This is a genomic window from Pusillimonas sp. ANT_WB101, assembly GCF_008369125.1.
In the GTDB taxonomy this organism is placed as follows: domain Bacteria; phylum Pseudomonadota; class Gammaproteobacteria; order Burkholderiales; family Burkholderiaceae_B; genus Allopusillimonas.
In genome coordinates, this window is the sequence record NZ_VOAY01000001.1 from 1,874,393 (window position 1) to 1,889,485 (window position 15,093).

At 54.9% G+C, this 15,093-nt stretch carries 16 protein-coding genes; 2 read left to right on the forward strand and 14 right to left on the reverse strand.

Annotated features, from left to right (window positions below; translation table 11 throughout):
* Positions 1 to 29: 29 nt before the first annotated feature.
* The 8 genes from FQ179_RS08430 to FQ179_RS08460 form a co-directional block, all read right to left on the reverse strand.
* Positions 30 to 767 (reverse strand): CoA pyrophosphatase, encoded by a 738-nt coding sequence (locus tag FQ179_RS08430; protein ID WP_149396979.1) that lies wholly within the window; start codon positions 765 to 767, stop codon positions 30 to 32.
* A 64-nt stretch (positions 768 to 831) separates the two neighbouring features.
* Positions 832 to 1,221, reverse strand: coding sequence for a 50S ribosomal protein L19 (gene rplS, locus FQ179_RS08435; RefSeq protein WP_149396733.1), 390 nt, complete (start codon positions 1,219 to 1,221; stop codon positions 832 to 834).
* A gap of 144 nt (positions 1,222 to 1,365) precedes the next feature.
* Positions 1,366 to 1,542, reverse strand: a complete 177-nt coding sequence (locus FQ179_RS22265; RefSeq protein WP_188074559.1) for a hypothetical protein — start codon at positions 1,540 to 1,542, stop codon at positions 1,366 to 1,368.
* A 548-nt stretch (positions 1,543 to 2,090) separates the two neighbouring features.
* Positions 2,091 to 2,729 carry a peroxiredoxin gene (locus FQ179_RS08440; RefSeq protein ID WP_149396734.1) on the reverse strand — a complete coding sequence of 213 codons (639 nt, stop codon included), beginning with the start codon at positions 2,727 to 2,729 and terminating at the stop codon, positions 2,091 to 2,093.
* A 120-nt stretch (positions 2,730 to 2,849) separates the two neighbouring features.
* The gene (locus tag FQ179_RS08445; protein ID WP_149396735.1) at positions 2,850 to 4,673 is read right to left on the reverse strand and encodes an acyl-CoA dehydrogenase; all 1,824 of its coding nucleotides are present in this window, start codon (positions 4,671 to 4,673) and stop codon (positions 2,850 to 2,852) included.
* 419 nt (positions 4,674 to 5,092) lie between these two features.
* A complete protein-coding gene (locus tag FQ179_RS08450) occupies positions 5,093 to 6,022 on the reverse strand; it encodes an electron transfer flavoprotein subunit alpha/FixB family protein (protein ID WP_149396736.1) in 930 nt (309 codons plus the stop codon).
* Positions 6,023 to 6,772, reverse strand: coding sequence for an electron transfer flavoprotein subunit beta/FixA family protein (locus FQ179_RS08455; protein WP_149396737.1), 750 nt, complete (start codon positions 6,770 to 6,772; stop codon positions 6,023 to 6,025). It lies immediately after the preceding gene.
* A gap of 57 nt (positions 6,773 to 6,829) precedes the next feature.
* On the reverse strand, positions 6,830 to 7,753 hold the full coding sequence (locus FQ179_RS08460; RefSeq protein ID WP_149396738.1) for a histone deacetylase family protein: 924 nt from the start codon (positions 7,751 to 7,753) through the stop codon (positions 6,830 to 6,832).
* An 11-nt stretch (positions 7,754 to 7,764) separates the two neighbouring features.
* On the opposite strand from FQ179_RS08460, the gene mltB reads away from it, so the two are divergent.
* Positions 7,765 to 8,991, forward strand: coding sequence for a lytic murein transglycosylase B (mltB, locus tag FQ179_RS08465; protein ID WP_149396739.1), 1,227 nt, complete (start codon positions 7,765 to 7,767; stop codon positions 8,989 to 8,991).
* Positions 8,992 to 9,179: 188 nt separating this feature from the next.
* Here the strand turns inward: mltB and cysM are convergent, their stop codons facing one another.
* Together cysM and FQ179_RS08475 are read right to left on the reverse strand one after the other, a co-directional pair.
* The gene (gene cysM / locus FQ179_RS08470; protein ID WP_149396740.1) at positions 9,180 to 10,088 is read right to left on the reverse strand and encodes a cysteine synthase CysM; all 909 of its coding nucleotides are present in this window, start codon (positions 10,086 to 10,088) and stop codon (positions 9,180 to 9,182) included.
* A gap of 276 nt (positions 10,089 to 10,364) precedes the next feature.
* Positions 10,365 to 10,658, reverse strand: coding sequence for a helix-hairpin-helix domain-containing protein (locus FQ179_RS08475; RefSeq protein WP_255474883.1), 294 nt, complete (start codon positions 10,656 to 10,658; stop codon positions 10,365 to 10,367).
* Between FQ179_RS08475 and FQ179_RS22270 the strand changes: the two genes are divergently transcribed.
* Positions 10,657 to 11,073, forward strand: a complete 417-nt coding sequence (locus FQ179_RS22270) for a hypothetical protein (RefSeq protein WP_188074538.1) — start codon at positions 10,657 to 10,659, stop codon at positions 11,071 to 11,073. The two genes, FQ179_RS08475 and FQ179_RS22270, sit on opposite strands and share 2 nt — an antisense overlap.
* Positions 11,074 to 11,327: 254 nt before the next feature.
* Here FQ179_RS22270 and rfaD read toward each other — a convergent pair whose 3' ends face one another.
* Genes rfaD through FQ179_RS08495 form a run of 4 tightly spaced genes read right to left on the reverse strand, consistent with a single transcriptional unit; the run spans position 11,328 to position 14,958 of the window.
* A complete protein-coding gene (rfaD, locus tag FQ179_RS08480) occupies positions 11,328 to 12,323 on the reverse strand; it encodes an ADP-glyceromanno-heptose 6-epimerase (RefSeq protein WP_149396741.1) in 996 nt (331 codons plus the stop codon).
* Entirely contained in the window at positions 12,320 to 13,261 is a 942-nt protein-coding gene (gene rfaE1 / locus FQ179_RS08485) for a D-glycero-beta-D-manno-heptose-7-phosphate kinase (protein ID WP_149396742.1), read from the reverse strand. The genes rfaD and rfaE1 overlap by 4 nt, the downstream gene beginning before the upstream one ends.
* Positions 13,258 to 14,613 carry a lipopolysaccharide assembly protein LapB gene (gene lapB, locus FQ179_RS08490; protein WP_149396743.1) on the reverse strand — a complete coding sequence of 452 codons (1,356 nt, stop codon included), beginning with the start codon at positions 14,611 to 14,613 and terminating at the stop codon, positions 13,258 to 13,260. The genes rfaE1 and lapB overlap by 4 nt, the downstream gene beginning before the upstream one ends.
* Before the next feature lie 21 nt (positions 14,614 to 14,634).
* Entirely contained in the window at positions 14,635 to 14,958 is a 324-nt protein-coding gene (locus tag FQ179_RS08495; protein ID WP_149396744.1) for a lipopolysaccharide assembly LapA domain-containing protein, read from the reverse strand.
* Positions 14,959 to 15,093 lie beyond the last annotated feature (135 nt).

Below are 15,093 nucleotides of genomic sequence, written 5' to 3' on the forward strand. Positions count from 1 at the left end.
CCCCGCTGCCGCAAGCAAGGCGCTAGCATTTAGCCCTTAATTTTTAGCTCGGCCGCTGACAAATAGTGGTAAATATTTCGGATGAGCGCGGCCGTTGCACCCCAGATAAAGTAAGACTGCCAGGTAATCGAAAAATAAAAACGATGGCCGCCGTCTGGCAGATTGGCCTGATGCAGCCGATGAAGGCGCGGATCCAGCAGCACTGACAATGGCACCTCGAATACCTCAGCCACCTCTGTTATATCGGGTGTAATGGTAAAGCCTGGCCGTATCACACCTATAACCGGCGTCATGGTAAAGCGGGTAGACGTCAAGAAACTGGGATGAGTACCAATAAGCTGGATGAACTCTGGCGCAACCCCAATTTCTTCGTAGGTTTCACGTAAGGCAGCCGCAACGGCATCGCGATCAGTGCGCTCGATACGCCCACCTGGAAAACAGATTTGCCCAGCGTGGTCATACAAATGTGAAGCACGCTTGGTAAACAGCACATGCAGGCCAGATGGTCGTTGAACGAGCGGCACGAAGACGGCCGCCTGAACCACACCCGCAGGATGCAGGAGGTCAGCACTAAAGGACTCGGTAAATATGGGCTCGACTTTCCAGTCTATGTTGCGACCAAACGACGAGCATATGAAGTCGAGCTGGATGCTGTCTTGTGAAAGCGGCGCCAGCACATCTGCGGGGACAACAGGCTGACTTTGGGGATCAAACCCCGGAGTCACTACAACGCGTTTGCGCCCAAGAGGTGACTTGCTTTCCGACATAGAATCCATAAAACACAAAGGGCACCCGCCGGGTGCCCTTGCTGGTAATCGAAGATGTGACTGCTTATTTAACAGCGGCCACCTTGGCCGATTTGCGAACCAGCTTCTCTTTGATACGAGCGGCTTTACCCGAACGGCTACGGAGGTAGTACAGTTTAGCACGACGCACATCGCCACGACGTTTTACTTCGATGCTGGCAATTTGCGGTGAGTAAAGCTGGAACGTACGCTCAACGGCTTCACCCGATGAGATCTTGCGCACGATAAACGAAGAGTTAAGGCCGCGATTGCGTCGGGCGATTACAACACCTTCGTATGCCTGTACACGCTTGCGGGTGCCTTCAACGACATTAACGTTAACAATAACGGTGTCGCCAGGGGCAAATGCTGGCTTGGCTTCGCCGCCTGTAAGGCGGGCAATTTCTTCCTGCTCGATGGTTTCGATTAGGTTCACGGTAAAGCTCCTGGTTTCATCTTGATGCGGGCTGTTTTTTTGGTCTTTATTACAAGACCGCTGGTCAACCTGGTTGTTAACCGGATAAGGCCCGTCAGAGGATGAGTTAGCAAAGTCCGCAATTATACAATGCGCCGCAGCAATTTAAAAGCCGCTAGCCACCCCCAGCCACATTAGGCCAGGTATGGTGGCACCCCAGGCGAGAACGAGCACGACGTCAACCACCATGGCACCGCGCGTTAGCGTGGCAGATTTGCCCTGCCCCTTGCGGGCAGAAGGTGACCAATTGGTAGAAACGTGGCGGGAAGCGATGGATTTCATGATTAAACCCCATAAGACAAAGGAATGACTTGGCAATAAGAGGGCAACCTGACCCCCCGCCCTAACCCCGCTATACGGGGCACCTGATCAATGCTACAACAATTACTGGCTGCATAAACAGTACTGTATAAAACATCAGTTAATTTTGCAAGTAATTTTTTGCGGTGGCTGCTGCAGGCGACATGGCGTGCGGTACGTCGCGTACCTCAAGACGTTAGCGACGAAAGCTTGCCTAGCGCCTGCCTGTAACCAATCAAGCACTATTCCATTCACGCCTTTTTGGCACCCTGACGCCACAGCACCCGCCTGGCTTTCACCTGTTGTAAATCCACAATAAAAAACACCCCAAACACAAAGCAAGAGCTCTGTACTTGGGGTGTGCATACTTAGTGAGAAGCGTGGCAGCTGGGCGACTGTCTCAGGCGCATAAGCCAGATTAGCAAAACGCCCTGCGGTAGTACCGCTTACGTATACTGGCGGTTTACGGTTGTGCTCCAGACCAACTCTGGCCGCGCTGACCGCGACCTGATTACTCTACACGCTAAGATTTACTTGTTAGGCTGAGGCGTTAAACGCAAATAAGGGCGCAAGGCTTTAAAGCCTTTAGGAAATTTCTCCTTGGCCACCTCGTCAGATATTGAAGGAACAATAATGACATCTTCACCCTGCTTCCAGTTGACGGGCGTGGCAACACTGTAGTTGTCGGTCAGCTGCAGTGAATCGAGCACGCGAAGAATCTCGTCAAAGTTGCGCCCTGTGCTGGCAGGGTACGTTAATGTCAGCCGAATCTTTTTGGCTGGGTCAATAATGAATACCGAGCGCACTGTCGCCGTGGTGCTGGCATTAGGGTGAATCATGTCATAAAGTGTTGCCACTTTATGATCAGGGTCGGCAAGAATCGGAAACGTCAGAGTGGTGTTCTGAGTGTCATTGATGTCTTCGATCCACTTTTTATGAGACTCAGCGCCATCCACCGAAACCGCAATCACCTTGGCATTGCGCTTGGCAAACTCACCCTCGACGATAGACGTATAGCCCAGTTCAGTTGTGCAGACAGGCGTGAAGTCAGCAGGATGCGAAAACAAAACGCCCCAGCTGTCACCCAGCCACTCATGAAACCGGATTGTTCCGGCGGAAGAGTTCTGCTCAAAATCAGGGGCAATATCGCCCAGACGCAAAGTAGTCATAGAAGCTCTCTTTATAAGGCAATTGAACAACAAAGTTAGGCCATATAGTGTGACAGCATAAGCCGGCAAACGGAAATAGACTTTACGTATTAACTTATTCCGCCTGCCAGATTCAGTTTTTTACTTTGCCAAGGCCACTGCCGCATACCGCCCAGCCAGCTCACCTTCCTGGATGGCGGTCGACATGGCTTGAGCTCGCGGCAAAATATACGCCGCATAAAAAATACTGGTTGCGAGTTTCTGCGTATGAAATGCCGTGGCAGCCCCGTCGACCATACGCTTGTGACAAGCCAGCGCAGCGCGTGCCATTTGCCAACCTGCGTATACGATGCCCGCCAACATGAGGTAGCTCACGCTACCCGTAAAAACCGCACGCGGTGACTCTTTGGCATTGGCCAGTACAAAGTGAGTGGCCTGCTCATTAGCATCTATCGCGGCGGCCAGCCTGCGCGCCATCAGGGCAAACCCTCCGGCATCATCGCCACCTTGGTTGGCTGCTTCTTCGAGCTCAGCCACGGTTGCGTACATTTGAGTGGCAAGGGCCTTGGCGGTAGCGCCGCCATCGCGCAATACCTTACGCCCGACAAAATCATTGGCCTGAATCGCCGTTGTGCCTTCATAAATGGTCAAAATGCGGGCGTCGCGATAGTACTGCGCGGCACCTGTTTCTTCGATGTAACCCATGCCGCCATGCACCTGCACACCCAGTGAGGCCACTTCGATAGATGACTCAGTGGAAAGGCCTTTTACCAACGGCACCAGATACTCATACAGGGCCTTATTGCGCACTTGTTCTTGAGCGTCTGGATGGTGGCGCGACTTATCAAAGGCTGCCGCCGCCACATAGGCCATAGCACGCGTGCCTTCGGTAAGCGCTTTCATGGTCATGAGCATTCGCTGCACATCGGGGTGGTTAACAATCGCAACAGGCCCCTGAGACCCTTCAAGCGCCTGCCCCTGCAGGCGGTCACGCGCATAGGCGTCGGCGTGTTGCAGGGCGCGTTCTGACAGTGCAATGCCCTGTACGCCAACCGCATAGCGGGCGGCGTTCATCATGATAAACATGTATTCAAGGCCGCGGTTTTCTTCGCCTACCAGGTAGCCGACAGCCCCCTCGCCCACATCGCCCTTACCCGCACCGTACATCAAAACGGTGGTCGGGCTGCCATGAATACCCAGCTTGTGTTCAATAGAGGCACACCACACGTCGTTGTGCGCACCAAGCGAACCATCATCATTGACAAGGTACTTGGGAACAATAAACAGTGAAATGCCTTTTACGCCTTTGGGCGCATCAGGTGTGCGGGCCAGCACCAGATGGACGATATTCTCGGCCATGTCGTGCTCGCCATACGTGATGAAAATTTTCTGGCCTGACAGGCGATAGCTACCATCATTCTGCTTTACTGCCTTGCTCGAAACCAGTGCCAGGTCTGACCCGGCCTGAGGCTCGGTAAGGTTCATGGTGCCCGTCCAGCGGCCTTCAAGCATGGGCGGAATATATAAATTTTGCTGTTCGGGGGTGCCTACCGCCGTCAGGGCCTCAATGACACCATCGGTCAGCAAAGGACACAGGGCAAAAGACAGATTGGCGGCGTTAAGGTTTTCACCCGTGGGCGCGCCCACGAGCTTGGGCAAGCCTTGGCCGCCCCATTTGATCTCGTGCTGCAGCCCTTGCCACCCACCCTGAGCGAACTCCTGAAAAGCCTCTTTGAAGCCAGGCGACGTTTCAACCTTGCCATTGTTCCATTTGGCTGGATCTGTATCGCCACTGTGATTCAACGGAGCAAGCGCCTGCTCAACAAAGCGTGCGTTTTCTTCGAGCACCGCATCAACCAAATCTTCAGACACCTCTTCAAAGCCTGGCATTGCCAGCACGTCGTCCAGGCCCGCAAGCTCTTTAATAACAAAACGAATATCATCTAAGGGGGCTCGGTAAGTCACAGAATCTCCAATATCTATTGATTTAATTGTCAAAGCGCAATCGAACACGCGTACAACGGGCAGCATTTAACCCAGGCTTTGCCTGCGCACTTTTTCTCATATATTAACCGCCTCCACAGTGCTGTGCTCACCGCTTCCACAGAGTTGTGCTTGCGCCTCCACGGTGCTGTGCTTACCGGCTCCACCGTGCTGTGCTTACCGGCTCCACCGTGCTGTTGCTTACGGCCTCCACGGCATTGATCGTGCTGCGCGCGAGGCATCGCTGCACCCTGCTTTTATTTCAACCGGATTCAGCCACAAGAACGAAACCACGCCAGCTGCTTCCAACAAAAAACCCCGAGACAGGCGAGTGCCTGCTTCGGGGTTTTTTTGGACGGGGCCATCAGCCTTTAAAACTGGCCGATCGCCCGTCGCCAGTATTACAGCAACTCAACCAGCTCTGGAACAGCCTGGAAAAGATCTGCAACCAGCCCATAGTCGGCCACGCCAAAAATGGGGGCTTCAGCGTCCTTGTTAATAGCCACAATGACCTTGGAGTCTTTCATGCCGGCCAGATGCTGAATGGCACCAGAAATACCGATGGCCACGTAAAGCTGCGGCGCAACGATTTTGCCCGTTTGACCGACTTGCCAGTCGTTGGGTGCATAACCCGCGTCTACGGCTGCGCGCGAGGCCCCAAGCGCTGCACCAAGCTTGTCAGCCAATGGTTCGAGCATTTTGAAGTTTTCGGCGCTACCCAGGCCACGACCGCCGGACACCACCACTGCCGCGCCAGCCAGCTCAGGACGATCGCTCTTGGCGACCTCACGGCCTACAAACGAAGACAGCCCGGCATCAGCCGCCGCAGTCAGCGTTTCAACAGCAGCGCTGCCGCCTTCAGCGGACAAGGCATCAAATGCCGTGGTGCGCACAGTGAGAACTTTAACTGCATCAGCCGACTGCACCGTCGCAATTGCGTTACCAGCATAGATGGGGCGCTGGAACGTGTCAGCAGACTCTACAGCGATAATGTCGGAAATTTGTGCAACATCAAGCAGAGCGGCAACGCGGGGAGCAATGTTTTTGCCCGATGCCGTCGATGCAAACAGAATGTGGCTGTAGTCTTTGGCCACGGCCAGCACCTGGTCAGCAACGTTTTCAGCCAGCCCTTCAGCCAGATAAGGCGCGTCGGCCAGCAATACTTTGCTTACACCAGCAGCCTTGGCCGCCTGGTCTGCAACAGCTTGCGCACCACTGCCAGCAACGAGTACATGTACATCGCCACCGATTTTCTGGGCGGCCGCAACGGTATTAAGCGTAGCACCCTTGAGCTGGGCATTATCATGTTCGGCAATTACCAGAATTGTCATTTAGATCACCTTCGCTTCGTTCTTGAGTTTCTCTACCAACGTTGCCACATCGGGCACAACAATGCCTGCCGAACGTGCAGGTGGCTCTGCAACCTTAAGTGTTTTAAGGCGAGGTGTAACATCAACGCCGAGGTCTTCAGGCGTGAACACGTCGAGCTGCTTTTTCTTTGCCTTCATGATGTTGGGCAAAGTGACATAGCGAGGCTCGTTCAGTCGCAAGTCGGTTGTAATGATCGCGGGCAATTTGAGCGACAGGGTTTCGAGGCCACCGTCAATTTCACGCGTTACGGTTGCGGTATCGCCGGACACTTCGACTTTGCTGGCAAATGTAGCCTGCGACCACCCCAGCAATGCAGCTAGCATTTGCCCGGTTTGGTTGGCGTCATCATCGATAGCCTGTTTGCCGAGAATGACCAGCTGAGGCTGCTCTTTATCAACAATCGCTTTCAAAAGCTTTGCCACAGCCAGCGGCTGCAGCTCGACATCAGTTTGAATCAGCGCAGCACGGTCTGCCCCAATGGCCATGGCCGTACGCAGGGTTTCCTGGCTTTGAGCCACGCCGCACGACACGGCAATCACTTCGGTAGCAACACCTTTTTCTTTCAAACGTGTTGCTTCTTCAACGGCAATTTCGTCGAATGGGTTCATCGACATTTTGACATTGGCGATGTCTACGCCAGTCTGATCAGACTTAACGCGCACTTTGACGTTGTAATCAACAACGCGCTTGACAGGTACCAAGACCTTCATTGAGTTTCCTCCAGGGGGGATATATAAAACAAGCTAAAAAAACAAAACCTTTCGATTTTACACTGCGGCCAGAGCCCTTATATGGGCCACCGCGCTGCGACCAAGCGCTGACAAGTTGTAGCCGCCTTCCAGGAAGCTGACCAGGCGCCCTGAGGCCGTTTTTTGTGCCAAGGCGACGATCTGGTCGGTGATCCATGCAAAATCCGCTTCGACGAGACCTAATTGCCCCATACCGTCTTCACGGTGGCCATCAAACCCAGCGGAGATAAAAACGAACTCAGGCTGGAAATCGTAAAGACGTGGCATCCAGATGTCGCTGACAACCATGCGCAAATCAGGGCCACGCGTGTAAGCATCGACCGGTATGTTTACCATGTTTTCGGCTGACGGGTCTTGATACGACCAGGGAAAAAGTGTTTGCTGGAAGAAACTGCACATGAGTACGCGCGGGTCACCGGCGAAAATATCTTCAGTGCCATTGCCGTGATGAACATCGAAGTCAATAATGGCCACACGCTGCAGATTGTACTTTTCAAGCGCATAAGCGGCTGCAATGGCTACGTTGTTGAAAAAGCAAAAACCCATTGCCTGCGCGGGCCCCGCATGGTGGCCTGGTGGGCGCACGGCGCAGAACGCATTGGTATGCACCCCGGCCATGATGGCGTCAACGGCGGTAAGCCCCGCTCCTGCGGCGCCCAAGGCCGCTTCTAGGGTATGCGGCCCCATAAGCGTATCGGCGTCAATGGCAAAGTGGTTTTCTGACGGTGCATGGCTGCGCAGATAATCAATGTGCGCAGCCGTATGCACGCGAAGAAGATCAGCATCTGTCGCGGCACGGGCCTGTGCTTCATCAAGAAAGCTCATAATGCCACTTGCAACAAGTTGATCGTTAATTGCGTCCAGGCGACCAGGGCATTCGGGGTGCCAGTCGCCCATGTCATGCAATCGGCATGAGGGATGGGTAATATAGAGAGTCTCCATAAGGGAAGATTATGTTCACACATGTGCAGTTAGTGCAAGCAGTGTTTCTCTCCATGCTGCTCGGTGGCTGTGCCGCCAACCAGTCGCAGGTGGTGCAAAACAGCCAGCCAGCGCAGGCAACGGCGAACAAAACAAGCACCGTTGCCGCAAGCGCCGCCACCGCGCGGGCCAGCGCTCTTGCTCCACAAGCAGTACTCGAAACCGTTGCAGAGCCCGCCTCTATTGCTGCCGGCATTTCGATCGCTGACGCCAGCCCCTTGCACAACCTCGACGGATCACTGTCGCCCAACCTGCAAGCCTATGCGCTTGAAGTGTCCCGTGTGCGCAATGTGCCGCTTGAACATGTTGAAGCACTGTTGAAAGAGGCACAGTACAACGCTACGGCAGCACGCCTGATGAAACCCACAGGCAAGCGCATCCGCCGCAGCTGGACCACTTATAAAAATCGGTTTGTAGAACCGGTGCGAATTAACGCAGGGCAGACATTCTGGACCGAAAACCAGGCATTTCTGGACGCAACCGCCAAACAGTATGGCGTACCGGCCTCAATAATCGTGGCCATTATCGGCGTCGAAACCATTTACGGCCGAATCACGGGTGACTTCCGGGTTCTCGATGCGCTCGCAACGCTGGGCTTTCGGTACCCCGACAGTACCCGCCCCGAGCGTAGCGAACTGTTTCGTAACCAGTTGGCCGATTTAATCCAGCTCGACCAAGAACAAATACTTGACGCACGGGCTGCAACTGGCTCATTCGCGGGTGCCATGGGCCTGCCTCAGTTCATGCCCGGCAGCCTCATGCGCTATGCTGCAGACGGTGACAATAACGGCCACATTGACCTGCTTAACAGCAAGAAAGATGCGATCGCCTCAGTGGCACGCTTTTTACGCCTGCATGGCTGGCAACCCGGCCTGCCAGTTTTTGCGCCGGCCACGCTGCCAGCCAATGCTGGTCAACTGGTTACGGGAGGCCTAAACCCCACACTCAGCTGGGCACAATTGGTGCAAGAAGGTGCGCAAATTCTGCCGGCAAACGCCAGCGCAGCCCAAAACAGCTGGACTCAGCATAAATTAGGGGTTGTTGACTTGGCAGATGAATCACAAAACCGGGTTGAATACCGGCTGGGCACGCCCAATTTTTTCGCCATCACGCACTATAACCGTAGCTACTTTTACGCAACGGCCGTTGCCGACCTAGCCAAATCGCTGGCAGATCGCATGGGATACGGGTGGCCTTAACCCCCTTATAGACGACGCAATAAAGCCCGGTCATTTTGGCTTATGAATGGCTGGGCTGTGCGCCCCGACAGATATAGACTAGGCGGGCTTGTTCTTGCAGGCCCTGCCCGACTCACCGAACCAGACAACACCCAGTGCAATAGCCCCAAGCGCCTACCTGCGCATCGGGACGTAGACTAAAGCGTTAGCTACGCGTTAAACACACCCGTAGACAAATAGCGATCGCCCCGGTCGCAAACAATAAAAACAATAGTGGCGTTTTCAACTCGCTGTGCAACACGTAGTGCAGCGATCAATGCACCCGCTGACGAAATGCCGGCAAATATGCCCTCTTCTGAAGCCAGCCGACGCGCCATTTCTTCGGCCTGTGCCTGTGAGACCAGTTCGAACTCGTCTACCCGCTCAGCGTGATAAATAGAGGGCTGATAAGCCTCGGGCCATTTGCGTATGCCAGCGATTTGCGAACCTTCTTCTGGCTGTGCACCCACAACACGAATATTACTATTTTTGCCATGCAGAAAGCTGCTTACACCCATAATCGTGCCTGTGGTGCCCATTGCACTTACAAAGTGGGTGATCTGCCCATCTGTTTGCTGCCAGATTTCTGGCCCCGTGGTTTCAATGTGCGCACGTGGGTTGTCTTCGTTGGCAAACTGATCGAGTACCTTACCCTTGCCTTCCGCCTGCATGGAAAGGGCCAGATCGCGGGCGTACTCCATGCCACCTTTGCTGGCGGGTGTGAGGATGAGGTCAGCCCCATAAGCCGTCATGGCCGCACGCCGTTCAACCGTTAGGTTGTCAGGCATGATTAACACCATTTTGTAACCACGCACTGCTGCGACCATGGCCAGGGCAATGCCTGTATTGCCGCTAGTGGCCTCAATGAGTGTGTCGCCGGGCTTGATATCGCCTCTGGCTTCTGCCTGGCGAATCATGGAGTACGCAGCCCGGTCTTTGACGGAGCCTGCCGGATTATTGCCCTCGAGCTTGGCAAGAATGACATTGCCTCGGGCGGCGCCAGCCTCGCCCGGTATGCGTTGCAACCTTACAAGCGGGGTAGAGCCAATAGTGTCTTCAACTGTGAGGTATTTTTTCATGCTCAAAATGATACACCCAAGCACAGCAAGTGAACATCCTCCCTTCCCTCAGCCGTTGCCTGCGTGGAGCGATCTAAGTGGACCACCCCGTGTAAATTGTTCCCTGGAGTTCTGTCATATTTTTGGGCCCCTCGGGCCTCGTCGCTAACCAGGCCGCCACAGTTGCAGCGTCAGATTCTGTCGCATGATTGATGACTTCGTTTTTTTCTGCTGTGCCTGAAACTCACCAGCCCGTCCCCAGCTACCAGGGCGTTTGACAGGCTGGTGCGATATCAACTACTTGCGTTTCTTTGCGTGGTCCGCGACATCGGCAGGCTCGGGCACTACAAAATAACGTCGGCCCACAGTAAGCCCTGCGTCTTGCAACCTGCTGGCTTTGCTGGGGCCTATGCCTTTGACGCGGTCTGACAAATCTTCGAATGACTCAAATGGGCCAGCACGGCGCCGTTCGTCAATAATTATTTGTGCAGTACGGGGGCCGATACCTCGCACCGAAACAAGTTGGCTCTGGGTGGCCACATTAACGTCAACGGCAACCGCCGACGCATGGCCAGAAGCACCTGCAAGCATGCCCAGCGCCATACGTGCGACAAGACGGTGCGGTAGGCTTCGACGGGAGCGTCGGCGGGCGCCTGAGGCGTTTGAAACCCCTGGAGTACGTGAAGTTCTTGATATCCTCGAAGCCCTTGACGCCACTGACGCCACTGACGCCACTGACGCAGTTGATGCAGTTGATGCAGTTGATGCAGTTGATGCAGTAGGTGCAGCAGATGCAGCAGAGGCAGTAGGTGCAGCAGATGCAGCAGAGGCAGTAGATGCAGTAGATGCAGTAGGTGCAGCAGATACAGTAGATGCAGCAGAGGCAGTAGATGCTGCTGACGCTGTTGGTGCGTGTGATGCCAGTGAGGCTCTTGAAGCGCCTGAGGAGGCGGGAGTTGTCAGAGGATCGACGGCGCCGACGAGTGGGCGCGCGACCGTAGACTGAGTAAACGGGTTCATAAAGGTCTCCGCAGCAGTTGACTCAAAACACGGGCTTGCCCGTGGCCAACAACTGCGGCACCTGTGCCGGCATTATTGCCCGGGCTCACCCAGAGCCATCATCGCTCGGCTGTACCCGAAACAATACCCGGGGCGCATAGTTTCATCCATGCGCAAATGAACCACTTTGGATGCCTCCATGTACCAAGAGCTTCTGAATGGCTTTAAATGCGCCCAAGCTTCAGCGGCCATTGACCGAGTTTAAATACGTCCGAGCGTCAACAGCTTCTGCACATATTCTGTGACGCCAGACTGCACGTCGCGAAAAGGTTTGTCGTACCCCGCATCACGCAACTGGGTCAGGTCAGCCTGCGTATGACTTTGATAACGGCCTTTCAGGTCATCTGGAAAGGGTATGTAGCGAATTAGTTGCTGGTTAACTAGTTCTTTTAACGACAGACTGGGCAAGTGGTGCTGACTGCGCAGCGCATTGACCACGGAACTGGCCACATCGTTAAATGGCTGCGCACGACCGGTGCCGCAGTTGAAAACGCCTGACTTTTCAGAGTGATCCAGAAAATGCAGATTAACGTTGACCACATCGTCCACATAAATGAAGTCACGCATCTGGCCACCATTGTCGTAACCATCCCAACCGCCAAACAACCTTACGTGGCCTTCGGCCTGAAACTGGTTCATGTTATGGAAGGCAACCGAGGCCATGCGGCCCTTGTGCTGCTCTTGCGGCCCATATACATTGAAATACCGCAGACCCACAACCGGTGCGCGCAGCTGATCAAGATGGCGACGCATGACCTGATCAAATAAAAACTTGGAATACCCATATACGTTTAACGGCGACTCGTAGAGCGGGTCTTCGACATACACGGGGCCGGCACCATAAACCGCCGCAGACGAAGCGTAGATAAATGGGGCTTTAATTTCCTGGCAATACCTGAACAACTCGAGCGTTACCCGATAGTTGTTGTCCATCATGTAGTGCCCATTGCGCTCAGTGGTGTCGGAACATGCACCCTGGTGAAACACCGCCTCGATCCGGCCCAGCTGGCTTTTGGCCACGCGCTGGCGGAATTCGTCTTTATGCATGTAGTCGGCAATTGTGCCGTCTACCAGGTTAATGAATTTGTCGCCCTCGGTGAGGTCGTCAACAACAAGAATATCAGAGAAGCCGCGCTGATTAAGGCCCCTGACCAGGTTGCTGCCAATAAAACCCGCTCCGCCCGTTACGATAATCATGTGGTTTCTCCTGCCAATTCTGCAGCCGTTACCGTAGAGGTGCCCAGCTTGCCGACAACAATGCCGCCAGCGCGGTTGGCCCAACCCATCGCGTCAAACCACTCAAGGCCTGCAGCACGCATGACAGCCAATGTCGCCAAAACGGTATCGCCGGCCCCGGACACATCAAACACTTCGTGCGCGTGAGCATCGACATGCTCGCGACCTACGCCAGAAAACAGCGTCATGCCCTGCTCTGAACGCGTTACCAGCAAGGCCTCGAGATCCAGATCTGCCCGCAAAGCCTGCGCACGCTGTTCAAGGTCGTGTTCATCGCGCCAACGGCCCACTGCCTCCTGCATTTCGATTCGATTGGGCGTGATCAGGGTTGCTCCCCGATAACGCCGGTACGAGGCGCCTTTAGGGTCTACCAGCACCGGGACTCCCGCTTCACGCGCGGCCGCTATCAATGACTCGACATTTGCTAGCGCGCCTTTGGCGTAGTCGGACAATACCAGCATATCGTGATCGGCCATAAGCTGCCTGGCCTGAACGTCGAGCTTGGTAAGGCAAGACTCGCTGGGCCCCTCTTCGAAGTCTAGTCGCAGCAACTGTTGTTGACGCCCCAGAACACGCATCTTGAGCGTAGTGGGGGTATCTTCGTCAGCCACCAAACACGAGTTTATGCCAGATTCGCGCGCCAGGTCGCGGACCCGGGCACCCGCCTCATCGGCACCGATCACACCCAGCAGACTGGCCTGTGCGCCCAACGCCACGATATTGCGAGCTACGTTGGCTGCACCGCCAAGGCGATCCTCGCGACGCATTACTTTAACAATAGGCACGGGCGCTTCGGGCGATATACGCTCGACCTCACCAAACCAATAACGGTCGAGCATAATGTCACCCGCCACCAGTATTTTGACGCGGCTTACTGCCTCCGCCGGATATGGCATCATTTAATTTCCTCCAGCCTGCGGGGTTCGTAGGTTTCCCAGGAATTGCAGCCTGGGCATTGCCAGTAAAAATGTCGTGCCTCGAACCCGCAAACACGGCACGCATAGCGGTCAAGCCGCTGGGTATGTTTATGAATCAGCGATCGGAGCAGGCTAAGGTCGGCCCCCAAGGCCAGTTCAGCAGGCGGCAAGATGGCAAGAGCCTGAGTCTGGCCTTCTACGAGGGCGTGTAAGCCCTCTGGATGCTGCCCCCCCTGGAGAGCCTCAGGCTGGGCTTCATAGTGGCCGTCTGCTTGAGACTCAGATGCCTTGACTGGTGTTTTCTCATCGTTTTTGCGTGAGGCCAGTTCTGTTTCAAGCACACGATCAAGACCAAGCAAAGTAGGATGGGCCCGCAAGGACTCGCGGGCAAATACCCAGGCCTGTTGCAAGCCCTGCTGCGCACGCAATTCACGAAACACAACATTGAAGGTGTCAAGCGCCGGATAGCGGGCATAGTGCGCCCTGAGCACATTCAGCCCCTCAACCTCTTGCCCCAGGCTCCGGAAGCTTTCGAGCAGGTCTGACACCACCAGGCTGGCGTAATCAGGAGCAATCGTGAGCACTGACGCCAGATGCGCCCGCTCACCTTCCGGGTTGTTGCTCAGCCGGGCCAGGTTTGCCCGCAAAATGGCGATACGCGCCTCAGACGCCTGCCCTTCCGGCTGGCCGCGCAGCGCAACGGCAGCTTGATCGGCTGCGTCGAGTGCCTGGTCGGCAGCAGTGAGGTCGGGCGGATTCGCGCTTAGTGCTGCTTCGGCTTGCTCGCATTGATAATGCGCCAATTGCGGAACGGGCTCATCAACCATGGAGCGCAAGCGGTTTACCGCTTCAATGGCACGTGGCCAATCATGTTCAGACTCATAAATACGTATGAGCGCGCGCACCGCTGGTATGGCAAAACGGGTACCAAGCACTTGCTCAAACGTCTGTTCGGCGCGATCGAGCATGCCTGCCTTGAGAAAATCTTGTGCCAGCTCGTGCAACGCGCTTTCACGATCGGCCTGCGGCAGATCGGCACGTGAGACCAGACTTTGATGCACCCGTATTGCACGTTCCATTTCGCCTCGACGACGAAACAGGCTGCCCAGTGCAAAGTGCAACTCGGTGGTCTCGGGATCGAGCTTTGCCACCTCGACAAATGCGTCAATGGCCCTGTCTGGCTCTTCATTGAGAAGAAAGTTGAGACCTTTGAAGTAAGAGTTGGGCAATGTGCGTGTTTCGGATAGCATCTGGCGCACATCTACACGCGCTGCAATCCAGCCTGCTGCAAATACGACAGGCACAAAAATAAGCCACCACGGTTCAAAATCCACGACGAATAACCTTTATGGACATTAAAGCGGGGCCATGGGTGTGACGGTTTCTGGCACAACGGCGGCTGTAGAAGGGACTGGGCGGCCAAGCTGCGCTTCAAGACGGGCCACATCGCGGCGAAGCCGCGCTAGTTCGCGCCGTTTACGCATAACTGAAGGAAGGGCAATCAGAAGGCCAAGCACAATGCCAAGCACAAACACAACCAACATCACGACGATAAGAGGCACGTCGGTTATCGTGTAACCCGCAAAAAAGTTTACATCGACGGGCCCGGTGTTTTTGAGCGCAAACATCAATACAAGCACAAACACCACAAGCCGAAGCAGCCAAACCAGGTAACGCATAACAAGCACTCCAATTATTCGGGATTGAGGTAATTGTAAGGGGAATCGGTATCCTTGCCTGTTGAGTACAAAAGAAAACAGGCCTGCGGGTAACCGAGGCCTGTTCTTTTGACTGAGTTGCTGGAGACAACGTCG